Origin of the sequence: Candidatus Methylopumilus planktonicus (genome assembly GCF_006364715.1) — a bacterium.
Lineage (GTDB): Bacteria > Pseudomonadota > Gammaproteobacteria > Burkholderiales > Methylophilaceae > Methylopumilus > Methylopumilus planktonicus_A.
In genome coordinates, this window is record NZ_CP040984.1 from 459,127 (window position 1) to 480,439 (window position 21,313).

At 35.7% G+C, this 21,313-nt stretch carries 22 protein-coding genes; 12 read left to right on the forward strand and 10 right to left on the reverse strand.

Features of this window, described 5'->3' with window-relative positions:
- Positions 1 to 172: 172 nt before the first annotated feature.
- Positions 173 to 616, forward strand: a complete 444-nt coding sequence (gene msrB, locus FIT63_RS02605; RefSeq protein WP_140006430.1) for a peptide-methionine (R)-S-oxide reductase MsrB — start codon at positions 173 to 175, stop codon at positions 614 to 616.
- Between the two features lie 35 nt (positions 617 to 651).
- Here the strand turns inward: msrB and FIT63_RS02610 are convergent, their stop codons facing one another.
- The 5 genes from FIT63_RS02610 to FIT63_RS02625 form a co-directional block, all read right to left on the reverse strand.
- Complete coding sequence (locus FIT63_RS02610) at positions 652 to 2,466, reverse strand: ABCB family ABC transporter ATP-binding protein/permease (RefSeq protein WP_140006431.1); 1,815 nt, start codon at positions 2,464 to 2,466, stop codon at positions 652 to 654.
- A 131-nt stretch (positions 2,467 to 2,597) separates the two neighbouring features.
- Positions 2,598 to 3,800, reverse strand: coding sequence for a MalY/PatB family protein (locus tag FIT63_RS02615; RefSeq protein WP_140006432.1), 1,203 nt, complete (start codon positions 3,798 to 3,800; stop codon positions 2,598 to 2,600).
- Entirely contained in the window at positions 3,800 to 5,905 is a 2,106-nt protein-coding gene (ovoA, locus tag FIT63_RS02620) for a 5-histidylcysteine sulfoxide synthase (protein WP_140006433.1), read from the reverse strand. The genes FIT63_RS02615 and ovoA overlap by 1 nt, the downstream gene beginning before the upstream one ends.
- A gap of 310 nt (positions 5,906 to 6,215) precedes the next feature.
- Entirely contained in the window at positions 6,216 to 6,392 is a 177-nt protein-coding gene (locus FIT63_RS06830; RefSeq protein WP_189342332.1) for a hypothetical protein, read from the reverse strand.
- Positions 6,393 to 6,591: 199 nt separating this feature from the next.
- Positions 6,592 to 6,981, reverse strand: coding sequence for a c-type cytochrome (locus tag FIT63_RS02625; RefSeq protein ID WP_140006434.1), 390 nt, complete (start codon positions 6,979 to 6,981; stop codon positions 6,592 to 6,594).
- 146 nt (positions 6,982 to 7,127) lie between these two features.
- On the opposite strand from FIT63_RS02625, the gene glnE reads away from it, so the two are divergent.
- Positions 7,128 to 9,842 (forward strand): bifunctional [glutamate--ammonia ligase]-adenylyl-L-tyrosine phosphorylase/[glutamate--ammonia-ligase] adenylyltransferase, encoded by a 2,715-nt coding sequence (gene glnE / locus FIT63_RS02630; RefSeq protein WP_140006435.1) that lies wholly within the window; start codon positions 7,128 to 7,130, stop codon positions 9,840 to 9,842.
- Here glnE and FIT63_RS02635 read toward each other — a convergent pair.
- Positions 9,832 to 10,419: a protein-methionine-sulfoxide reductase heme-binding subunit MsrQ gene (locus tag FIT63_RS02635; protein WP_140006436.1), complete on the reverse strand. Its 588-nt coding sequence runs from the start codon at positions 10,417 to 10,419 to the stop codon at positions 9,832 to 9,834. The two genes, glnE and FIT63_RS02635, sit on opposite strands and share 11 nt — an antisense overlap.
- Positions 10,420 to 10,431: 12 nt before the next feature.
- Positions 10,432 to 11,370: a protein-methionine-sulfoxide reductase catalytic subunit MsrP gene (gene msrP, locus FIT63_RS02640; RefSeq protein ID WP_140007145.1), complete on the reverse strand. Its 939-nt coding sequence runs from the start codon at positions 11,368 to 11,370 to the stop codon at positions 10,432 to 10,434.
- A gap of 331 nt (positions 11,371 to 11,701) precedes the next feature.
- Between msrP and FIT63_RS02645 the strand changes: the two genes are divergently transcribed.
- The 3 genes from FIT63_RS02645 to FIT63_RS02655 are packed head-to-tail and all read left to right on the forward strand — an operon-like array spanning position 11,702 to position 12,464.
- The gene (locus FIT63_RS02645; RefSeq protein ID WP_140006437.1) at positions 11,702 to 11,971 is read left to right on the forward strand and encodes a TIGR03643 family protein; all 270 of its coding nucleotides are present in this window, start codon (positions 11,702 to 11,704) and stop codon (positions 11,969 to 11,971) included.
- Between the two features lie 11 nt (positions 11,972 to 11,982).
- Positions 11,983 to 12,117 (forward strand): DUF2256 domain-containing protein, encoded by a 135-nt coding sequence (locus FIT63_RS02650; protein WP_082092869.1) that lies wholly within the window; start codon positions 11,983 to 11,985, stop codon positions 12,115 to 12,117.
- A gap of 2 nt (positions 12,118 to 12,119) precedes the next feature.
- Positions 12,120 to 12,464, forward strand: a complete 345-nt coding sequence (locus FIT63_RS02655; protein WP_189342334.1) for an HNH endonuclease — start codon at positions 12,120 to 12,122, stop codon at positions 12,462 to 12,464.
- A 44-nt stretch (positions 12,465 to 12,508) separates the two neighbouring features.
- On the opposite strand, the gene FIT63_RS02660 is transcribed toward FIT63_RS02655, so the two are convergent.
- The 3 genes from FIT63_RS02660 to FIT63_RS06915 are packed head-to-tail and all read right to left on the reverse strand — an operon-like array spanning position 12,509 to position 13,917.
- Complete coding sequence (locus tag FIT63_RS02660; RefSeq protein WP_140006438.1) at positions 12,509 to 12,835, reverse strand: DUF3147 family protein; 327 nt, start codon at positions 12,833 to 12,835, stop codon at positions 12,509 to 12,511.
- Entirely contained in the window at positions 12,835 to 13,521 is a 687-nt protein-coding gene (locus tag FIT63_RS02665; RefSeq protein ID WP_140006439.1) for a DUF429 domain-containing protein, read from the reverse strand. The genes FIT63_RS02660 and FIT63_RS02665 overlap by 1 nt, the downstream gene beginning before the upstream one ends.
- Positions 13,522 to 13,917 (reverse strand): thiol-disulfide oxidoreductase DCC family protein, encoded by a 396-nt coding sequence (locus FIT63_RS06915; protein ID WP_420886444.1) that lies wholly within the window; start codon positions 13,915 to 13,917, stop codon positions 13,522 to 13,524.
- Between the two features lie 366 nt (positions 13,918 to 14,283).
- Here FIT63_RS06915 and FIT63_RS02675 point away from each other — a divergent pair, with 366 nt between their 5' ends.
- The 7 genes from FIT63_RS02675 (at position 14,284) to FIT63_RS06920 (ending at position 21,270) form a co-directional block, all read left to right on the forward strand.
- Complete coding sequence (locus FIT63_RS02675; protein WP_140005153.1) at positions 14,284 to 15,075, forward strand: bacteriorhodopsin-like; 792 nt, start codon at positions 14,284 to 14,286, stop codon at positions 15,073 to 15,075.
- Between the two features lie 113 nt (positions 15,076 to 15,188).
- Positions 15,189 to 15,914, forward strand: coding sequence for a bacteriorhodopsin (locus tag FIT63_RS02680; protein WP_140006441.1), 726 nt, complete (start codon positions 15,189 to 15,191; stop codon positions 15,912 to 15,914).
- Positions 15,915 to 15,972: 58 nt separating this feature from the next.
- Positions 15,973 to 16,917, forward strand: coding sequence for a polyprenyl synthetase family protein (locus FIT63_RS02685; RefSeq protein ID WP_140006442.1), 945 nt, complete (start codon positions 15,973 to 15,975; stop codon positions 16,915 to 16,917).
- Positions 16,907 to 18,376, forward strand: a complete 1,470-nt coding sequence (gene crtI, locus FIT63_RS02690; protein WP_140006443.1) for a phytoene desaturase family protein — start codon at positions 16,907 to 16,909, stop codon at positions 18,374 to 18,376. The genes FIT63_RS02685 and crtI overlap by 11 nt, the downstream gene beginning before the upstream one ends.
- A gap of 1 nt (position 18,377) precedes the next feature.
- Entirely contained in the window at positions 18,378 to 19,268 is an 891-nt protein-coding gene (locus FIT63_RS02695; protein ID WP_140006444.1) for a phytoene/squalene synthase family protein, read from the forward strand.
- A gap of 3 nt (positions 19,269 to 19,271) precedes the next feature.
- Complete coding sequence (locus FIT63_RS02700; RefSeq protein WP_140006445.1) at positions 19,272 to 20,399, forward strand: lycopene cyclase family protein; 1,128 nt, start codon at positions 19,272 to 19,274, stop codon at positions 20,397 to 20,399.
- 124 nt (positions 20,400 to 20,523) lie between these two features.
- Positions 20,524 to 21,270 (forward strand): Brp/Blh family beta-carotene 15,15'-dioxygenase, encoded by a 747-nt coding sequence (locus tag FIT63_RS06920; protein WP_189342338.1) that lies wholly within the window; start codon positions 20,524 to 20,526, stop codon positions 21,268 to 21,270.
- The last annotated feature ends 43 nt before the right edge of the window (positions 21,271 to 21,313 follow it).

Below are 21,313 nucleotides of genomic sequence, written 5' to 3' on the forward strand. Positions count from 1 at the left end.
AATTGAAAAAGTATTATTTATAAACCAATCTTTAGTGACACTTTTTACAGTATAAGTTTCAATGTTATGTGAATAAAAAATCAAGATTTTGATGCAGCGTATTAAGAACTAATTTTTTTAAATCACATCTGACGAGTACAATTTATTCACTCATAACCTTAAGGGTATTTTTATGCTGACTTGGCAAGATATTGAAAATCGCGTACTTCATGGTAATCCGCCCGCGAATCATCGCGTAGAAAAAACAGACGATCAATGGAGCAAAATATTGCCTAGCGATGTCCATGATGTTACACGTAAGGCAGGTACAGAACGTCCCTTCAGTTCACCCATGTGCGCTCATTTTGAACCAGGCTTTTATGCTTGCGCCTGCTGCGACACCATGCTGTTTGATGCAACACAAAAGTTTGATTCCGGCACGGGCTGGCCTTCTTTTACTCAACCCCTAGAGCCCAATGCGGTAGCTTATTTTAGCGATGGCAGCTTAAGTAGTGTTCGGGTTGAAATCACCTGCAGCACTTGCGATGCGCACTTAGGTCATATATTTCCAGATGGTCCAGCGCCCAGCAAGCTTCGCTATTGTGTGAATGCACTCTCATTAAAACGTATTGCCTGACCTTGCTTGTTCAATAAAGAACTTAATCACATTGCTTATGAATGAATCTGGCTTTGCTGCACACGCCACATTTCGGCATAGCGCTGACCATCCTTTAGAAGTAATTCATGGGTGCCGCGTTCAATAATACTGCCTGCTTCCATGACTAAAATCTGATGGGCATGTGTGATGGTTGAAAGGCGATGCGCGATGATTAATGTCGTGCGATTTTTAGCTAACTCGTTTAATTCTTTTTGAATGCTGCGTTCCGTTTCAGAATCCAACGCCGAGGTCGCTTCGTCAAAGACAAGTAAGGAAGGATTTTTTAGCAGTGTTCTTGCAATAGCAACGCGCTGCTTTTCGCCACCAGAGAGCTTTAGGCCTCGCTCACCAACATTGGTGTTGTAACCATTTGGTAGGCTACAAATAAAATCATGGATTTGGGCAGATTGAGCTGCTGCTTCTATGGCAGATTGACTCGCACCGGGCTTACCGTAGGCAATATTAAATCCTATGGTGTCGTTAAACAGCACCGTATCTTGCGGCACTATACCTATAGCCTGTCTAAGACCTGCTTGCTTAACCGTTTTGATGTCTTGGTCGTCCAAATAAATGGCACCCGATTGCACGTCATAAAAACGAAATATCAGTCGACCTAAAGTACTTTTTCCGGCACCGCTATGACCAACAACGGCAGTTGTTTGGCCTGGTAATATTTCAAACGATACTTGATTTAATATGCCGCGGTTTTTTTCGTAATAAAAACTAACGTCTTTAAAACAAACATGCGGTCCTATCTTTGGAGATTTTATTTGCAATACTGTTGCGTTTGGTAGATCAGAAATTTCTTGATCCGTTTCTAGTAAGCTAAACATTCGGTCTATATCAGTTAACGATTGCTTCATTTCACGGTAGAGCACACCGAGAAAGTTAAGTGGTATGTAGAGTTGTATCATTAGCACATTCACTAATACTAAATCACCAATGGTCATTTCTTGTTTTGCAACTCCTTGACTAGCCAAACCTAAAATACATACCAATCCAAAAACGATAATAATTTGCTGACCAAAGTTTAAAAAAGCTAATGACTTTTGCGATTTAATAACAGCGTGTGCATATTTTTTTAGGCTGACATCATAACGTGCAGATTCAAACTGTTCGTTGCCAAAATACTTAACTGTTTCAAAATTAATTAAAGTATCTACAGCACTTTGGTTGGCCTGTGAGTCAAGACTATTCATTTCTCGTCGAAAGTTTGTTCGCCACTCTGTAACAACCACTGTAAATACCACATAACAAATAAGTGCAATAAACGTCACCAATACAAACCTAACATCGTAAGCAAATAAAAGGTACCCTAACACCATAGCAAGTTCGATTAAGGTTGGAATAATACTGTAAAGAGAATACGAGATGAGGGATTGAATGCCGCGCGTGCCACGTTCAATATCTCGTGTCATACCCCCTGTTTGACGAGACAAGTGGAAACGTAAAGATAAGGCATGGAGATGATTAAACACTTGTAAACCTACTTGCCTTACAGCTTGCTCAGTGACTTTAGAAAAAATTAACTCTCGCAACTCTGCAAATAGTGAGGCTGAAAGGCGCAACAAACCATAAGCCACAATTAAGCTCACGGGCACTACCAGTAATGCTTTTGGTGTTGAAGTAATGCTCATCGCATCTACTATATTCTTGAGCATAATAGGTACACCCAAGTTAGCCATCTTCGCTAACACTAAGCATATAAGCGTAAAAATAATACGTGCTTTGTAAGCTTTTATGTAAGGAAATAAGTTCTTGATAACTTTCCAGTCTTGATGACGCTGCTTTTTTTCTTTAACGTTATTTTCTATTTTAGAGGAGTGCATAGGCGTGGCTTAGAGGGTGCAAGTAAAAGTTAATAAAGAAGTTAAAAAAAAGTCTTTGTGTCAATAAGGTAACTTAGAGATAAAAGGGTGAAACAGCCTTGGCTTTAAGAGTGAACAGTAAAAGCATCAAATCACGACAAGGCAGATTTCAAACGATTAAGCGCTTTCATGACATTTGCTCTGGGAGTGCCTATGTTCATGCGCATAAAACCCTTGCCACCACGACCAAACATCGCACCACTGGATAAACCTAACTGCGCTTCTTGCACAAAAAATAGCGCTAATGCTTTGTCATCTAGGTTTAATTTTCTACAATCTAGCCAAAGTAGATAGGTACCTTCTGGGCACACCACATTTATTTTTGGTATATGCGCACGAATAAACGCAACAGCCTCATCACGCGTCGCTTGAAGGTAAGCCATTAATTCACTTAACCAGTCAGCCCCGCCACGGTAGGCGGCTTCAAACGCAATCATACTAAATGGGTTGGTCACTGAAACAGCGATCTTAGTAAGATGTGATTGGATGGTTTGACGGTAATTGGCATCGGGTATGATTAATGCAGAAAGTCCCAAGCCTGGGATATTAAAGGTTTTGCTGGGCGAAACGGCTGTGATGATAGCGTGAGGCGCATCTATGCTTGATGGTGCTGGAGCATTCTCAAAAGCAAGGCGACTTAGTGTGTGATGTTGCATATTGGCATACACCAAATCTGCATGAATTTCATCGGCTAGAATAATTAAATTGTGCTTTTTGGCTACAGCCAATAGGGCTAGTAACTCCTCTTTTAACCAAACCCGTCCGACTGGATTGTGAGGTGAGCAAAACATTAGTAAGCTCGCTTCTTTAGAGCAGGTATCTAGCTGTGAAAGATCCATTTGGTAATGCAAATTACCCAAATCATCTTCTTCTAAAATCAAGGGGTTTTCTATCAAACGACGATGCTGATCTTTTACCGCAGATAGAAAGGGGAAATATACTGGGGGCTGGACTATCACACCTGCATTTTCTGCTGTTAATGCTGCCACAACCAAGTTTAAGGAAGGTACCACGCCAGGGGTCAGTACTATCCACTCGCGTTTTACTGGCCATTGATGCTTTGCAAGTAACCAATCGATTAGAGCTTGATAGAGACCCTCAGGTGCAATTGAATATCCGTATATGGGATGGCTGGCTCTTGCTTGTAATGCTTTTGTAACAGCATCGGGCACCGCAAAATCCATGTCAGCGACCCACATTGGCAAGATATCATTCGTGCCAAATGTTTCAAGCCTGCCATCATATTTTAGCGATGCACTAACCTCCCGTGGAATGGTTTTGTCAAAGCGTTGCATCAGCGCATGCGTTCCCACAAGGTCACTTCGGACAAGCTGTGTTGGAATTTATGGCGTGTTTCACGAATTACAAAAGGAATTTCAATGGGTGATTGCATAAGCTTAAAGTGTTCACCGAGCAGTGCTTTGAGACCATCTATAGTGCTGACATTTTCGCCGTCTTGCTTGTAGCCACCTATCCATTGGTCGCGTGGCGTGTGTTCTTCTAGCCAGGTGTAGGGTGAGGTGATCATTAAGACGCCGCCTATATTTAACCTATGGTGAATATTGCTTAAAAAATCACGCGGGTTGTAAAGACGATCAATTAAATTGGCAGCCAGTATAAAATCGTAGCCAGTAAATTGTGGCTTAAGATTGCAGGCATCACCTTGCCAAAAGTCGACTTTGTGCGCCACATCCGTTAATTTAAGTTCAGCTAGACTGCGTTCCTGGTAGCTCACTAAATCACCTTCGTTCACCATGGTGTAACGCAGTATGCCTTGTTGGACTAGTTTTAGCGCTAAACCAATAAACCGTGCGGAAAAATCGATACCAGTGACATGGTCAAAATGCTTTGCTAACTCAAACGAAGCGCGGCCAGTGGCGCATCCCAAATCCAAGGCCTTTTTGGCGGGTCGTGTGTGTAAGTGTTGAACTGCAAAATCACTCAGCGCTTTAGGAAAATTTGGCACACCATAGTAAATATCACCATAATGAAACTCAGCATATTCTGAAAGTTGTTTATCAGTTTCGTAATGCGAAGCATGAATTTGTAAAGGAGTATCAGTCACAATATAGCGGAATCCTGCGTGTTGAAAAAAATGTCGGCGAAATGCGTAACGTGCATCTTTTAAAGCTTCGTTGCCAGAGGCTATCCACGAACCGCCTTTAATAATGTTATGACGACCATCGAATGTGGGTGTGGAGAAATCATCATATAAGGGGTGCACCTTAAACCCATCAAACGGAAAAATAGGAGTTTCTGTCCATTGCCAAACATTACCAACCACATCATACAAATCACCGTGTGCATATGTATTGACCGGACAAGAGGAAGCGTAATGGTCTAAAAATAGATTTGCGTTCATACTACCTCTTACTTTTTCATCTGACAAGCCAGCATGGGCATAGAGGCTATACCACTCGTGCTCTGAGGGCATACGCACTTGCTTTCCCGTATTAGCAGAGTGCCAATTGCAAAAGGCTTTTGCTTCGTGGTAGTTGACTTCGACTGGCCAGCTCCAAGGCATAGCAACTTCTTCCGTCATTAATCTGAGTTTCCAAACATCGCCTTGTTGTACCCAGAAAGTTGGATGCATTGCTTGAGCGTAATGCCGCCAAGCTAATCCTTCTTCCTGCCAATATGAGTCCTCTTTGTACCCGCCGGCTTCGACAAAAGCAAGAAACTCCGCATTAGAGGTTAAGTATTTTGCTGCCTGAAACGCTGTGCATTCACTTTCAAAATTACCGTACTCATTATCCCAGCCGTAATGTTCGGGAGATTTACTTAATGTAATTAGTCTAGGTGGTATGTCTACCAAACTATTGGAAGGCGCTGCGGTGTCTATCGCTGAACATGATCGCCAAGTGTCTTTTTTTTGCACATAGTGCAAAGCATGTTGGCGTATTAATACTGAGCTGGTTTCTAAATGAATACGCTCATGCTCTATGCCCATTAAAATCGTCCACCATTGATTCTCCCAATCCATAGGTAGGTTAAGTGGCAATGTACAAATTAATTGATCAACCACTTTGCGCACGCTGGCGCGGTAAGTTTTAACCTCTAAAGGCGTGGGCCAATTATAATTTTGCGCATTGATATCGTCCCAGCCCATTTCATCTACACCCACAGCAAACATCGATTCAAATTGAGGATTGACGCGCTCAGTGATTAAGCCTGCTAAAATTAATTTATTAATAAAAAAAGTATTAGTATGGCCATAATAAAAAATCAGCGGATGCCTCAATTTAATAGAGTTCACATAATAGGCTTCATCACTAACTAATGTCTGAAACAAGCTCTCATATAAATCTGCAGTTTGATGAAAGTACTGGCGAATTTGCTCACGCAAGGCCGTTGCTTCCTGGGTGTCTAGGAGTGTACTGCGATTTAAATAGGTGCTCATTAAATTTATGGCTTTGCTAGTAATGGTTATGATGGGCTTAAACTAACGCGTTGTTTTATTACAAACTAAAAGCTGGCAGTTGCCAGCTTTTAGTTTTCGCTATATTTCTTTAAATATTTTAAAGCTTTTATATTTGTAAATTAATACACAGACACGTATTGGTGCAGTTTTCCCTGCATTAGTTCACCATAATTTCCTTAATTTTTTTTGGATCCCAACATGCCATGGCTGTAATAGAGGCACTGGATTAAATTTCAGCCGATTGAGTTTTCGTCTTCATTTTTATATTTCACAGTTTTCTCAATAATAATTACACACAATCGCCCATTGCTGATGAATATCGATGCCAACAGTCTTTGTCATTGTGCTTACATACAAAATTATTTTCATCATTATTTTCATCTATGTTTTTTGACATGTTTGAATTTTTTAAATTTTCATTTTTCTCTAAAATTTTAGATGCTTTAATTTCTTTTTTTGATTTCATTTTCATTTCCTTACAAATAGTTTGTATGAATGAATTCTATGTGTCTTGTTTAGATAAATCCAATGAATTGTTTTTAAGTGTGTGATAAGTATTACTTATCAATAATAAAACCTATCAGGGTTAGAGGTAAGCCCTAATTACAGATTTTTTTGAGACAGTGATAGGGTAGCGTTGTAGGGCGTTAAAACTTCTGAGGCTCTTAAACTGGTTTTCTTTTAGCACTAAGCTTCGAAATATTATTTCTAATTTGGATAAACTCTTGCTCAGTTGGTTTGCTCCAATTGCCACCAGAAGAATTAACCATATAAATTAAAGCCTCCGAGAAATCCTCTAGAGTTAAATCAGGCTTTCCACCTTTAGCTGGCATTTTTCTGACGCCGTTATAAGCTTCAGCAATAACATGAACTTTGCCTTCCTTAATAATAGGCGCCCACGCGAGATTATTCTGAAATTTAGGAGCCCCATTCAAGCCAGAAGCATGACAAGCTATACAAATTGATTTATAGGTAGACTCTCCACCCGCGTAAGAAGTTAATGAGATTATTAAAGTCAGTACAAAGAATGAAAAAATTATAGTTTGTCGGAGCATAAGCTTAATTAATGGTAAGAAGTTTCGGTATTTGTAGATGTCGCTAAAAAGTATATTTTAGCTGGGAGTAAAAGGGGTGTGCAAGCAAAAGCTTAATTTTGTGTTAATTTCTAAGTTATGAAAGATACAAATTAACTAAATGCTTAATGTCAACATCTAATCAATCACAATTAAATCAATGGTTAAGTAAGGATCTTGCTTATACCTACCATTGCTCACCTTTTATAAAAAGGCTATTTGAGGCAGACAAAGAGCTAGAACAATCCTCACTTCAACATATGAGCCATCCATTTAGTCGGCAAGAAATGGAATCATGGTTAGATGACCGCAAAATTTCTGATGAGATAAGTTTAAATAAATCTCTTCGTAAACTTCGTCAGCAAGTGATAGCAAATATTATTCTTCGTGACCTGAATAAATTAGCTGATTTAAATGAGATCCTAAAATCAGTCACTGAGCTTGCTGAAATTACCCTACTTCATGCACATCAATTTCATTTTAATTTCCTTAAGTCTATGCATGGCTCTCCGATAGGATTAAATGGTAAAGAGCAGCAATTAAGTATTGTCGCCATGGGAAAGCTAGGTGGAGCAGAGCTTAATGTATCGTCTGATATTGACCTAATCTTTGCATATCCAGAAGAGGGAGATACTAAAAGTAATGCGTCTATCAGCAATCAAAGCTTCTTTATCAAGCTTTGTAAAAAGATCATATCGAGTCTTAATGATATTACAGAAGATGGTTTTGTATTTCGTGTAGATATGCAATTAAGACCTTTTGGTTCTGAGGGTCAGATTGCATGTAGCTATCAGATGCTAGAAGATTACTATCAAAAATACGGACGAGAATGGGAAAGATATGCATGGGTCAAGGGTCGAGTTATTGTTGGGCCTCAGATAGAGCTTAGTAAAATTATTGAGCCATTTGTTTACAGAAAATATTTAGATTACGGTGCATTGAATTCTATGCGTGATTTAAAAACTCAGATTCAAAATGATGTAAATAAAAAAGGCATTCAAGAAAATATTAAAGTTGGTCGAGGTGGCATTCGAAAGATTGAGTTTATTGCACAAGTTTATCAGTTGATCAGAGGTGGCCAAGATAAGTCATTAAGACTTAAATCACTTTTACCTACATTAGCAGTTCTTGAAACTAAAAATTTATTATCTAAAGACGGAGTTAATTTATTAACTAAGGCTTATGAGTTCTTAAGAAATCTAGAGCATAGACTGCAGTATATGGAAGATATGCAAACACAAGAGTTACCAAAATCAGACGAGGGTAAATTAAGGTTAGTTAAATCTATGCAATACCAAGACTGGAATATGTTTTATCAAGATCTTGAAACTCACAGAGCCAATGTAGAATTTTATTTTGATGAAGTTTTTAAAGAAACAATTAAAGATCAAGATTCACCTCAATTAAATTCAACTAAAGTGCTTTGGAATGGGACCTTAAGTTTAGAGGATGCGCATAAGCATCTAAAGAGCTTAGGCTTTAAATTACCTCATGAGACCTATCAAGTTATTGACGGATTAAAGCATAGTTCCCGTTACCTTCATTTGCCTGAAGTGAGTCGACAACGATTCGACCTCCTAATACCTTTAATTATCTATGAAGTTTCTTCTGCTTCTAATTCAGATTCAACGTTCATCAGAATCATTTCAATTTTAGAGAGTATATGTAGGCGTGCGAGTTATCTTGCTATGCTCACTGAAAATCCAAGCGCATTAAAGATACTTATTAAACTATCTAAAGCGGGCCCATGGCTTACACAATATCTTATTCAGCATCCGATATTGATTGATGAATTACTTGATATTAATCATTTTTATACAAAGCCTGATTTTGTAGCAGTAAAAGAAAAGCTTCATAAAGATTTATTAGAGGCTAAAGACGATATCGAGCTGCAAATGAATATCATGCGCAATATTAAGCACGCCAACATTTTTAAGTTGGCTGCCTTAGAAGTGATAGGTGATGTGTCAGTAGAAAATCTCTCTGATTACTTAACTGAGCTTGCTGACTTACTTATAGAAGAAACACTTTTATTGGTATGGGGTCATATGTATCCAGAGCAAAATGACCCACCTAAATTTGCTGTCATTGCTTATGGGAAATTCGGCGGTAAGGAAATGAGCTATACCTCGGATCTAGATATTGTCTTTATCTATGATGATAAACGAGATGGCATGGCTGAAAAATATGCAAGATTTGCACAGCGGATCAATAGTTGGCTCAACACTTATTCCTCATCAGGCGTTCTTTATGATATTGACCTTGCATTAAGACCTGACGGGGCGAGTGGCCTATTAGTGAGTTCCATTGATGCTTTTAGAGATTATCAATTAAAGAGAGCCTGGACATGGGAGCATCAAGCAATTACCCGGGCACGCTTTTGTGCTGGAGATGTAGGAATAGGCAATCAATTTGAAAAGGTTCGACTCGATATTCTAGAAACCCAAAGAGATATAAAGCAGTTAAAGATAGATGTAGTGGACATGCGTGAAAGAATGCTCGAAAAACACAAAGTTAATCGTGAGCTTTTCGATTTAAAACAAGATCGCGGAGGAATTATTGATATTGAATTTATTGTGCAATATTTTGTATTAGCTTTTGGTTCTTCAAATAAGGCACTTACTCCTAATATAGGCAATATTGGATTACTTAATCTTTTTAGTGAAAAAAATTTAATGGAAGCTCTCGCAGCCAAAAAACTCATCAGTGCTTATCGACGATATAGAGAACTTCAACATCAATTAGGTCTTGAGGCTAAATTAGATGGAAGAATAAAGCATTCTGAAGTTACTGATCACCCGGCTGAGGTTGTATCTATTTGGAAAAGTATTTTTAATGATTAATTTTTTTACGGTTGAAAATATTTAATCTTAATATAAGTAATATCGAAACGATCACGGCATAAATAAGTGGCTCTGTTAAATCTTTTTTGACTAGCCATATAAAATGAAGAACACCTAGTATAGCTATGACATAACTGAGGCGATGCAATCTTTTCCAATTCACTTTAAGCCTTCTTATCATCTTGTCTGAAGAAGTGATAGCTAATGGCAGTAATAAAAGCCAAGCTAAAAAACCTACCAACACATAACGATGTTTAATAATATCATTTTTGATATCTACCCATGCAAACTGATAATCTAGCCCTATATAGCAGAGGAGATGAATTGAGGCATAGAAAAACACAAAAAGCCCTAACATTCTTCTATATAAAATCCACTCACTAATATTTGTAATTTTTCTTAAAGGGGTCATGCTTAATGTTAAGCATAAAAAAATAAGCGCCCACTTACCAAAGTGACGCTCAATAAATTCAACTGGGTTTGCCCCAAGATTACTTTGAAAGATAGCAATGCCTAATGAAAGAATTGGCCAGAGGCTTGCGATAAAGATTAAACGCTTGACATATGATTGATTCAATTTCAAGGTAGATTAAAAATACTTACTTAAATCCATGCCTTGATAAAGATGAGCTACTTCTTTTTGATAACCATTAAACATTTCTGTTTTAAGCCTTGGCGCCAATAGACTTTCCCCAATCCTTCTTTCAGTTGCTTGACTCCATCGAGGATGATCTACTTCGGGATTAACATTGGCAAAAAATCCATACTCTTTGGAATTGGCTTTCATCCATGTGGAGACAGGCATTTTTTCTACTAATCTGATTTTGGTGATAGCTTTAATGCTTTTAAAACCATATTTCCAAGGTACAACTAATCTAATAGGCGCGCCATTTTGCTTAGGTAAAACTCTTCCATATAAGCCAACTGCTAAAATAGTAAGTGGATGCATAGCCTCATCTAATCTTAGTCCTTCAGTGTATGGCCAATCTAGCATGTCATCTTTTTGGCCGATCATCTCGCTTGGTCGCTTTAGAGATACAAATTCAACATATTTAGCATTTCCAGTTGGAGAGACTTTCTTAAGTAATGAATGTAATGGAATACCTACCCAAGGAATAACCATAGACCAACCTTCAACACAGCGAAGTCTATAGATTCGCTCTTCTATTGGTATAAGTTTAATAAGTTCATCCACATCAAGTTTTAAGGGCTTAGCAACAGAGCCTTCAATCGAAATCGACCATGGATCAATTTTTAATAAATCTGCATGGTCATGCGGATCTGATTTTGAAGTGCCAAATTCATAATAATTGTTATAGCTTGTAATATCTTTAAGAGAAGTTAGCTTTTCATTGCCGTGGTTTTTTGCTTGCGCAAATGAAGGAAGGGAATTGAGAGCTCCAAAGCTAGTGTTGGCAAATGTTGATAGTGCAGAGGAGCTTAAAATTAAACCTAAATTTTTTATAAAATTTCTGCGATCATTATAAATATGTTCAGGAGTAATGTCTGAAGCTGGTATTTTTTTCATGTTAGTCATACTTAGTTTTAACTATTTTAAATATAGAAAGCTGGGTTAATTTGTTATAAATTGATATCTTATAGTATTTGATACTTTGACAGAATTTTAAAGGATAAGTTTTTTGGCCGGATGAAATAGATACGTGTAAGTAAAGATCAAACAGTATTGAACTTTAAAAGAAAGAAACATATCTAGATACTTAAATTAACAAGAAAGATAAAAAAATGGCAAAGAAAAAATGTAAATATAATTGGCATATGGCTTTTAGATGCGGTATTGGATCGGCATTTTATGTATTAGGCATTGCTGCTTTTATTAAATACTTATTAAATTAAGCCTGATGTCAAATAAAGAGATTGTATTAACAGAAGCAGATATGTCCAGGCTTATTGAAATGGCTTGGGAAGATAGAACACCTTTTGAAGCCATTTTAAAGACCTACCAATTAGATGAACCGTCTTTAATGAGGATTATGCAGGCACAACTTAAGCCCTCTTCATATCGATTATGGAGAAAGCGCGTTAAAGAAAAATCAAGCAAGCATTTAAAACTTAGATCACCTGACATTAAGCGAGATCACTGCAAAACTCAATATAAAATTAGTCGTTAATTATTATGAGAATGGTAAAAAAAGAAAACTTACCAACAAAAATTTGCCTTGTTTGTCAAAAACCTTTTTCTTGGAGAAAGAAGTGGCAGCTTGTTTGGAATGATGTGAAATACTGTTCAGAGCGCTGCAAGCGCCATAAAAATTAAGCATGATCGGAAAAATCAGAAAAAAACTTTTACCACCCGTATTTTCAGAGATCATTTTAGATCCAGTCATATGTCCGATATGCGGACGAAGTATTCCAGAATCTCAAAAAGATGCACACCATTTAATACCAAAATCTAAGGGTGGAAAATCTTTTGAATATATTCACCGAATCTGTCATAAACAAATTCATGCGTTATTTAAAGAAAATGAACTCGCTAAAGTATTGAATACTGCAGAGTCATTAAGAAATCATTCAGATATGCAAACGTTTATTAATTGGGTGAAAAATAAACCAGATGATTTTTACGAGAGAGCTGCTAAAAGTTCACGTATTAAGAAGCAGTAAATTGTATTTTTCCATGTGTCGTATATTAATTGATGCCATATCATTTATAGAATTTTTTGTAACAAATAAAAAAGTATAATCATCAGTATAGTTACCGTAATCAGCGAAGTGAAATATCCGAAGCCATTTTTAAGCATCCAGCTTAATAAAGGTAATACTGGCATGACTGGCAATACGTAAATAAAATTTTCATTGGCTAACTTAGCAATTTTGTCGGTATCCTTACTTTCAAACCAAATCATAGTGTAAGCAGTAAAAGAAATAATTGGGAGTGCCAGTAAAAGTGCAGCTATTTTTGTATCTTTCTTACTTAATTCAGTCACAAGTACAATCACTAGGACCGCGATAATAATTTTTATGAAGTAAATCATTAGTAAACGATTTGCATATTTAGTTTTTCTGGTTTTTCTGGTAAATATAAAGCTTGATTATTGACTATCCTTTTTGTGCTCCAAAGAACAACGAGGGCATCTAAAATATCATTATCCATCACATCTTTTTTTTGGTATTTATTTCTGATGGCATCAAAATTAAAGTTTAAAAAATGTTTATCAAGAAGAAACTTTCTTATTTTGAAGCCTTCAGCTGTCTTTTTACTTTCAATGATTACATTTTCATTGTTCATAGCCCTAAAGCTAACTTCTGGATGTATTTCGAATATTTTTATATCCTCATGATGAAGCACAGTTTGGACATCTCTTATTTTAGGAAACAAATACCAAGATTGAAGTGACATTGATTTACCAATCAGTTTTTTTGATACAAGGGATGCTTTTTCATAATTCGGTTGTTCGAGCATTTCTGGCGTAGGCGCTGTAAAAATAGAAGAGGCTTTTTTACCCAAAAGCTTTCTAGCTAATTGGTCAGCTTCTCGAGGCATCACTTCAGATAAGATTACAGGCATATCAATACCGATAATTAACTGGTTGGACTTAATAAAAAAATCCTTGAGATTATTCATGCTTTGAAAAATTGCAGTTTCAATAGCTTCATCTTGATTTTGCCAAACTGCAAACCAACCAGACTTACATCCATCGATGCCGATAATTAAAGACAACTAGCTCACCTTGCAATATTTCATTTTATTAAAACGCCATTGAGCAAAATATGAGTAGAAAATTTTACTGATAAAGTAAATCAGTGGCAGCTTGATTATAAAACTTAATAATCTCCATTTTTTTAAGTTATTCCATATAAGGCAAAATGCATCTATACCCCTATAAATTCTATCTTTGTCGTCGATAGCGTGAAGACTTAATAAAGCATCGTTATACGTAATACCGTATTTTCTCAGCAATTTGTTGTGTTTATGAAGATTGCACCACATGAAAATACCTTTTGGTGCGATTGATCTATAGTAATTAATCTCTTTTGAACAAAGGCTACAATGTTGATCGTAAAGGATTTTTATCATAATTTTCTTAATTTCAAAATGAGAAAGGCTCCAAACCATTCGGGGGAAAATTTGGAGCCAATCGAGCAATATTTCAGCTTATTGCTTACTTTCTTGACTAAAAATGCTCACAAAAATTCATTTTTTATAAAATATACGAAATATGTAAACTATTGATAGCATTTAACTTAAAGGTCAAAAGTTTTTAGGTTGCTTCGAGTGACTTTTTTATAATAATCAATATGTTAAAGCGTATTTATTTATACCCATTATTTAATTATGGGTTATGGTTACCATGAATAAAATTAAAATATTTTGAAAAATACAAATCACAGGCTAAACTCACAAGAAGATAATTTACTAAAACAACAGTTAATTATTTTTAGTTATTGCAAGTTGTTTTCTATCAACCATTAGGAGGTTCCTATGTTTCAAGATTTTTTTAAATCCGTAAAAAATAAATGCTTATTAGGATTGTCTTTATTAGGCTTATCAACATTAGCTTTTGCAGAGAGCCATGGAGCTCAAGTTCTCCAAGCAAATGATTTCGTTGGTATTTCTTTTTGGCTAATTTCAATGGCATTAGTTGCTTCAACTGCTTTTTTCTTCCTTGAAAGAGATCGTGTAGCCGGTAAGTGGAAAACTTCTCTTACTGTATCTGGTTTAGTTACATTAGTAGCAGCTGTTCACTATTTCTATATGCGTGACGTGTGGGTTGCAACAGGATCAACACCAACAGTGTATAGATATATTGATTGGTTAATTACAGTGCCTTTATTAATGATTGAATTCTATTTAGTTCTTTCAGCCATTACTAAAGTTTCCAACGGCGTTTTTTGGAGGCTTTTAATTGGTACTTTAGTTATGCTTGGCGGTGGTTATGCTGGTGAAGCTGGTTACGCAGATGTTATGACATCATTCATTATTGGTATGCTTGGATGGGCTTATATCCTCTACGAAATTTTCGCTGGTGAAGCAGGTAAGATCAATGCAAACAAAGCCCCAGCAACAGTGCAAAAAGCTTTCAATACAATGCGATTAATTGTTACATTTGGTTGGGCAATTTACCCATTAGGTTATTACTTTGGTTATTTAACTGGTTCAGATCCTGCAAGCAGCATGGCATCATTAAACATCATCTATAACTTAGCTGACGTTTTAAACAAAATTGCTTTCGGTGTAATTATTTGGTCTGTAGCAGTATCAGAATCAAAATAAGTATGTAATTTTTTAAAAAACTGTGCAGCTTTGGCTGCACAGTTTTTTTATTTTTACTGATTATATTTAATAATATCAATAGCTTAAGACAATAAAATCGATACACTAATCCCATGAGCATAGATGAGTTCAATTTAGTTTATAACGCAATCTCATTTGCAATCGCTGCTTTTGGAGCATCAACCGTATTTTTCCTCCTTCAAAGATCACAAGTTTCCCCCGCATACAAAACCGCATTAACTCTTTCGGGGCTTGTTTGTTTAATTACAACCTACCATTACTTAAGAATCTTTGAGAGCTTCAATAGCGCTTATGTATTAAAAGATGGTTTAGTTATACAAACTGGCATGCAATTTAATAATGCATATCGATATGTTGATTGGCTATTAACCGTTCCCCTATTACTTCTAGAATTTGTTTTAGTCTTAAGATTGCCTCATGCAGAAACATACAAAAAAGGGCTGGCGCTAACGTTAGCCGCTGCGTTTATGGTGATTCTCGGTTATCCCGGGGAAACCCTTACAATTGGATTTGCTAAGGTTATTTGGTGGGTTTTAGCAATGATCCCATTTTCTTATATATTGTACGAAATGATTAAAGGAGTAGGTGCATCAATCAAGACTCAACCTTTAGTTGTTCAGCCATTATTCAAAAAAACAAGATTACTTATTATTCTGTCTTGGTCGTTTTATCCGCTTGTATATATCCTGCCTTTATTCGGGCTGTCGGCATTCGTAAGCATCCAGGTTGGGTTCACTGTTGTTGATATAGTTGCTAAATCAGTTTTTGGTATTTTGATTTATATTATTGCGCAAAGAAAGTCAGAAATTGGCGCTTAGTTAAGTCTTTGACAAACAGATATATTTTCTACATATATTCTTTTAAATAAGACTCATTATGATTTCAAATGAAAGCGATTCACTAGAGAGCGTTAAAAAACATTTAGCCAAGTCTTTTGAGGTGAATGAAAAGAATTTATCTCTATGGCTTAATTGGCATGGGGAATCAGAAGGAAAATTAATTCGCTCTCACTTAGCGCTTTCTACCGGTGAAGCCTTAGGACTGTCAAAGCATACAGCAATTATTTGGGCAGTTGTTTGTGAGTTAATTCATAGCGCCTCACTTCTCCATGATGACATTTGTGACAGCGATGAAATTAGAAGGGGGAAAGTAAGTGTATGGAAAAATTTTGGTATACCCGCTGCTATATGCACTGGAGATTATTTAATAGCAGAATCCTTTAAAAAAATTACTGAAATTGAACAAGGCTGGCATCAAAATATCTTGCTAGGGTTGCTTTCAGGTACTGTGAAGGAAATTGTTTTTGGCCAATCAGGAGATCTCAGCACAAACTTCTTAAACTTAGGTTGGGAAGACTATAAGAATGTTGCTATGGCAAAAACATCACCACTTATTTGTTTGCCTATGATGGGGATGTTTAAATGTGCCGAGCTAGGTGAGCCTTATTATATTAATTTAAGAAAAATAACAGACGAAATAGGACTTGCTTACCAAATTGTGAATGACTTGGAAAATATTTTATTAAATCAAGCTAATGAAATTCCCACAGATATTAAGTTTGAAAGAATGAATGCATTGGTAGTTTTAATTAAAGAAAAGTCTTCTGAAAAAGAAATTAATTTTCTTAAAAAAAATAAAGAAGAGCTTAAGCAATTTTTAATTTCTTCAAATATTAAAGATGATTTAATCGATAGGATTCAATTGATATTAGTAAATATAAAAGATTCTTTACACCTTATGCCAATAGTCATAAGACCTATTATTTCTTCTCTTTGTGAAGGAATAGACAAAAAAGCTAGCCAATTTATATATGCAAAATAAAAAAATAATTGTGATTGGAAGTGGTTTTGGTGGCATAGCCGCAGCCTTGCGAATGAGGGCGAAGGGCTATGAAGTGGATTTACATGAAAAATTAGATCAAATTGGCGGAAGAGCAAGGCAGTTTAGTCGAAATGGCTTTGTTTATGACGCAGGCCCCACAGTAATTACTGCGCCTTACCTTTTTAGGGAGTTATTTGAAATATTTAATGAAGACATTGATGATTTTATTAAATTTATTCCTCTAGATCCTTGGTATCGCTTTAGATTCCATGACGGGACATTTTTCAATTATGGCCCAGATCAAGATCAGCTATTAGAGCAAATAAAAGCTATTGAGCCTAGAGACGTCAATGGCTATCTTAAAATGCTTCAGCATGCTGAGAAAATATTTGAAGTAGGCTATCTCAAGCTTGCTGACCAGCCTTTTCATAAATTTAGCAGTTTAATTCGATATACCCCCGATATTATTAAATTAAAGGGCTATCAATCAGTTTATCAATTTGTCTCAAGCTATCTAAAACATCCAAATTTAAGGCAAGCATTCTCAATTCAGCCATTGCTTGTTGGAGGTAACCCTTTTAATACCACTTCAATTTATGCTCTTATTCATGCGCTTGAAAAAAAATGGGGAGTATTTTTTGCCAAAGGAGGCACTGGAGAAATCATATCTCAGCTAAAGATGCTTATGGAGCGTAAGGGTATAAACATATTTCTCAATAGTGAAATTAAGAAAATTATTACTAGTGAAAAAATGGTTGAAGGTATAGAAACTGAAGAAGGCAAATTTTACAAAACTGATTATTTAATTACAAATGCAGACCCTATTTATACAAATAGTAATTTAATAGGGCGTAAGAAAATTTCGCTTCATAATAAATTTGTACAAAAAACAGCAAAGCACTCAATGGGTTTATTTGTTCTTTTCTTTGGAACAAAAGTCAAATATGACAATATTGCTCACCATACTATTTGGATGGGACCTCGTTATAAAGAATTGCTGAGCGACATCTTTGACCGCTATAAGCTATCCGAGGATTTTTCTATTTACCTTCATAGGCCAACAGCAACTGATCCTGATTTCGCACCTATAGGCTGCGATAGTTTTTATGCGCTAGTGCCAGTGCCAAATTTGAAAGGAAATATTAGCTGGAAAGATGAGGCGTCGGCATTTACACAATCTATTATTCAGGCTCTAGAGCAAACCATGATGCCAAAACTCAGAGAAAATATTTGCGAATCATTTGTTATGACCCCTGAGGATTTTTTACAGGATTACAACACACCTTTTGGCTCAGGATTTTCTATAGCGCCGTTATTTAGGCAATCAGCATGGTTTAGAACGCACAATAAAGATGATTTATATCAGAACCTTTTTTACGTAGGTGCTGGGACTCACCCAGGAGCAGGTGTTCCGGGTGTTCTTAATTCAGCCAAGGTCATAGATAAATTGATTCCTTAACATGGAGAATAATTTATTGATGCGTAAGCATGGAAAAACCTTTTATTGGGCATCTTTTTTTCTTGATAACGTAAAAATGCAAGCGATTTACTCTATCTATAGCTTCTGTCGAAAAATAGATGACATGGTCGACGAAGCTAAAAACTTAAATATTGCAAAAAAAAAGCTTCTCATATTTATTGATGCCTGGAATAAAGGCAAGCCTCATCCGGTCATTAATGTATTAAATAATATCCCAAAGGAAAATTGGCCGAATCAAAAGCTTGTAAAAATGTTTTTGAATGGACAGATATCTGATATTAAATTTGCCTCATTCAAATCAGAAAAGGCTTTAATTATTTATTGTTACCAAGTTGCAGGTACCGTTGGATTGATGGTTTGTGACATTTTTGGTGTAAAAGATAAAAAAATGAGATATTTTGCAATCGATTTAGGCATTGCAATGCAATTGGTTAATATTTCTCGGGATATTTATGAAGATAGTGCGCGAAAAAGGATTTATCTTCCTGAGACTCTCATTGGTAAACACTCACCCGAAGACATAGCTCATCCAACAAAAAAAACTGCCGCAAAAATAGATTTAACTCGAAAAAAAATTATTAATTTAGCTAATATTTATTTTGCTAGCGCTAGTCAGGCGATTGATCACCTTCCCCGGGGAGCAGCTCTTGCAGTTAAATTAGCTTCTGCACTCTACCAGCAAATTGGATATCAGTTAATTCAGACTCAATATCAGCACAAAGAAAAAAGGTGCTATGTAAGTAATTTTTCTAAGCTATTGATAACATTGAAGGTTATTGCTAAATTTCTTATTACTTTTCAAGTTAAATTAAAACCGCATAATAAGAGCCTGCATAAATTTATAACTACCCTTCCAGACTGCCACTTTTAATATATGAAACAAAAATTTGATATTGGAATTATTGGTGCTGGTTTATCTGGATTAACTCTTGGCAACTCTCTTCTTAGTAAAAAAATTAATAATTTCATTTTATTTGAAAAGGATATCAATACTAAAAGCGACAAAACATACAGCTTTTGGTCAGGACCAGGATTGATTGATATCAAAAAAAGTTTCAGTGCAAAACCTAAAAAGGAATGGTCACAAATAGAAATTAAGGTAAAAGGTAAATCTTATAAGATTGATCTGGGCGAGTATAGATATGCATGTTATAGCTCAGAATCAATTCTTGGCGAACTATACAAAAATCTTGCTAAAAAGGGTATTCAAGTAAGGCAGGGGCATTCAGTCAAGTATGTTAGAAAGAATCAAGATGGTTGGGAAGTCAAATTAAAGAGTAAAAAAATATTACTCAAAAATATAGTAGATAGCAGACCGAACAAAACATTTGATGATAAATATCCGTCATTGAAGCAAGTTTTTGTAGGCTCCGAAATCATTTCGAACGAAAATATATTTGATGAGAATGTCGTGACATTGATGGATTTTGCCGAGTCTAAAAAAAATGTAATTTTTACTTATATTCTTCCATTCTCAAAAACTAAAGCATTGATCGAAACAACTTTCTTTTCTTCTGAGATAGATTTCAAAGAAGTTGAAAAGATTCATAAACTTACTTTAACGAAGTTTAATATCAAAGAAATAACAAGAACTGAAAAAGCCGTGCTTCCAATGTCACCATACATTAATAGAAAAATGAAAAATCATTACTTTAGAATTGGAAACTTTGCTGGAGCATCAAGACCTGCTTCCGGATACGCTTTTACTCGAATCGCTCTATGGGCTCACCAAATAAAAGCAAAAAATGAATTTAGCTACGAAATGATTGCACACAAAGAAAATTATCTTACAAATTGGTTAGATAAAATCTTTCTTTCCGTTTTAAGATCTAGCCCTCAAAAAGCCCCTGAAATATTTAGGATTTTTTTTACAAAAGTCCCAACTTCATCTGCTATAAGATTTTTATCTGACCAATCACGGATATTCGATTATTTAGCAATTATTTTGAAATTACCAAAATTAGTAATGCTTAGGGGTTTGATTAACTTATATGTTAAATAAGGTTAGAATTCACCAGTTTTTTTATTTGATATTAAGTCTTTTTTTAATATTTGTTACTCAACGAAATACAGCTTTCAATATTGCCGACGTTAATTCATCGCTAGCAATTCTATTCCTAATTATTATGTCATTGGGTGTCTCCCATGGCGCTGCTGACTCTATTGTTATATGGAAAACTTTTCCCAGGTTTAAGTTGAAAGCTCTAGCTTTCTTAATTTATTTATTAATTGTATTTTTAGGGCTCATTCTGTGGTTTCAAAGCCCCATGATAGGTTTAGTGCTTTTACTCTTAATGTCAATGGCCCATTTTGGCCAAAGTGATCTTTCATACTTAGTTCGAGCTTCTCAAAGCATTAAGATTTCTTGGGGCTGTGTTATGACATTGCTTCCCGTCATTTTTTTTGAAAACGATGTTAAATTAATTTTCGATAGTTTAGTAGATTCAGATTTAAACCCTAAAGTATTTGAGATACTTAAATTTATTACAATTATCTTTATCGGTAGTTTTTTATTCTTACTTTACATTCATAAGGGTATTACTAAAAAAGATAAATTTATTCTTGTCCTCGAGTTTCTAGTTACAGTCATTCTCGCTAGTCTTTTAAGTCCAATTTATTGGTTTACCTTCTACTTCTGTTTTTTTCATGGCCTTAGAGCTTTAATTAATATTGGAATTAAATCTTTTAGAGAGATAATATTCCTAATAGCTTTCACTTTGCCAGTTACCTTTTTTTCTTACTTCTTTCTTTTTCATAATTTGCAGATTAGCTATTTAACCATCATTTTTTCTGTTTTAATGGCTCTTACAATTTCCCACATGTTCTTGCCGTTAATCAATCGTTTACTATTAAGTAACTTTAAGAATCGGTAAAATTTTTGACAGTTAGCGAATCTGCTACAATCTAATTACAAAC

What these genes read in the sequence shown, in the direction of transcription:
- FIT63_RS02680 (WP_140006441.1), top strand. Translation starts at nt 15,189, where the DNA reads ATGAGCATAGATGAGTTCAATTTAGTTTATAACGCAATCTCATTTGCA.
- FIT63_RS02625 (WP_140006434.1), bottom strand. Translation starts at nt 6,981, where the DNA reads ATGCTCCGACAAACTATAATTTTTTCATTCTTTGTACTGACTTTAATA.
- FIT63_RS06830 (WP_189342332.1), bottom strand. Translation starts at nt 6,392, where the DNA reads ATGAAATCAAAAAAAGAAATTAAAGCATCTAAAATTTTAGAGAAAAAT.
- msrP (WP_140007145.1), bottom strand. Translation starts at nt 11,370, where the DNA reads ATGAAAAAAATACCAGCTTCAGACATTACTCCTGAACATATTTATAAT.
- FIT63_RS02675 (WP_140005153.1), top strand. Translation starts at nt 14,284, where the DNA reads ATGTTTCAAGATTTTTTTAAATCCGTAAAAAATAAATGCTTATTAGGA.
- FIT63_RS06915 (WP_420886444.1), bottom strand. Translation starts at nt 13,917, where the DNA reads ATGGTTTGGAGCCTTTCTCATTTTGAAATTAAGAAAATTATGATAAAA.
- FIT63_RS02700 (WP_140006445.1), top strand. Translation starts at nt 19,272, where the DNA reads ATGAAACAAAAATTTGATATTGGAATTATTGGTGCTGGTTTATCTGGA.
- FIT63_RS06920 (WP_189342338.1), top strand. Translation starts at nt 20,524, where the DNA reads ATGTCATTGGGTGTCTCCCATGGCGCTGCTGACTCTATTGTTATATGG.
- FIT63_RS02610 (WP_140006431.1), bottom strand. Translation starts at nt 2,466, where the DNA reads ATGCACTCCTCTAAAATAGAAAATAACGTTAAAGAAAAAAAGCAGCGT.
- FIT63_RS02655 (WP_189342334.1), top strand. Translation starts at nt 12,120, where the DNA reads ATGATCGGAAAAATCAGAAAAAAACTTTTACCACCCGTATTTTCAGAG.
- ovoA (WP_140006433.1), bottom strand. Translation starts at nt 5,905, where the DNA reads ATGAGCACCTATTTAAATCGCAGTACACTCCTAGACACCCAGGAAGCA.
- FIT63_RS02685 (WP_140006442.1), top strand. Translation starts at nt 15,973, where the DNA reads ATGATTTCAAATGAAAGCGATTCACTAGAGAGCGTTAAAAAACATTTA.
- FIT63_RS02650 (WP_082092869.1), top strand. Translation starts at nt 11,983, where the DNA reads ATGGTAAAAAAAGAAAACTTACCAACAAAAATTTGCCTTGTTTGTCAA.
- FIT63_RS02660 (WP_140006438.1), bottom strand. Translation starts at nt 12,835, where the DNA reads ATGATTTACTTCATAAAAATTATTATCGCGGTCCTAGTGATTGTACTT.
- crtI (WP_140006443.1), top strand. Translation starts at nt 16,907, where the DNA reads ATGCAAAATAAAAAAATAATTGTGATTGGAAGTGGTTTTGGTGGCATA.
- FIT63_RS02695 (WP_140006444.1), top strand. Translation starts at nt 18,378, where the DNA reads ATGGAGAATAATTTATTGATGCGTAAGCATGGAAAAACCTTTTATTGG.
- msrB (WP_140006430.1), top strand. Translation starts at nt 173, where the DNA reads ATGCTGACTTGGCAAGATATTGAAAATCGCGTACTTCATGGTAATCCG.
- FIT63_RS02615 (WP_140006432.1), bottom strand. Translation starts at nt 3,800, where the DNA reads ATGCAACGCTTTGACAAAACCATTCCACGGGAGGTTAGTGCATCGCTA.
- glnE (WP_140006435.1), top strand. Translation starts at nt 7,128, where the DNA reads ATGTCAACATCTAATCAATCACAATTAAATCAATGGTTAAGTAAGGAT.
- FIT63_RS02645 (WP_140006437.1), top strand. Translation starts at nt 11,702, where the DNA reads ATGTCAAATAAAGAGATTGTATTAACAGAAGCAGATATGTCCAGGCTT.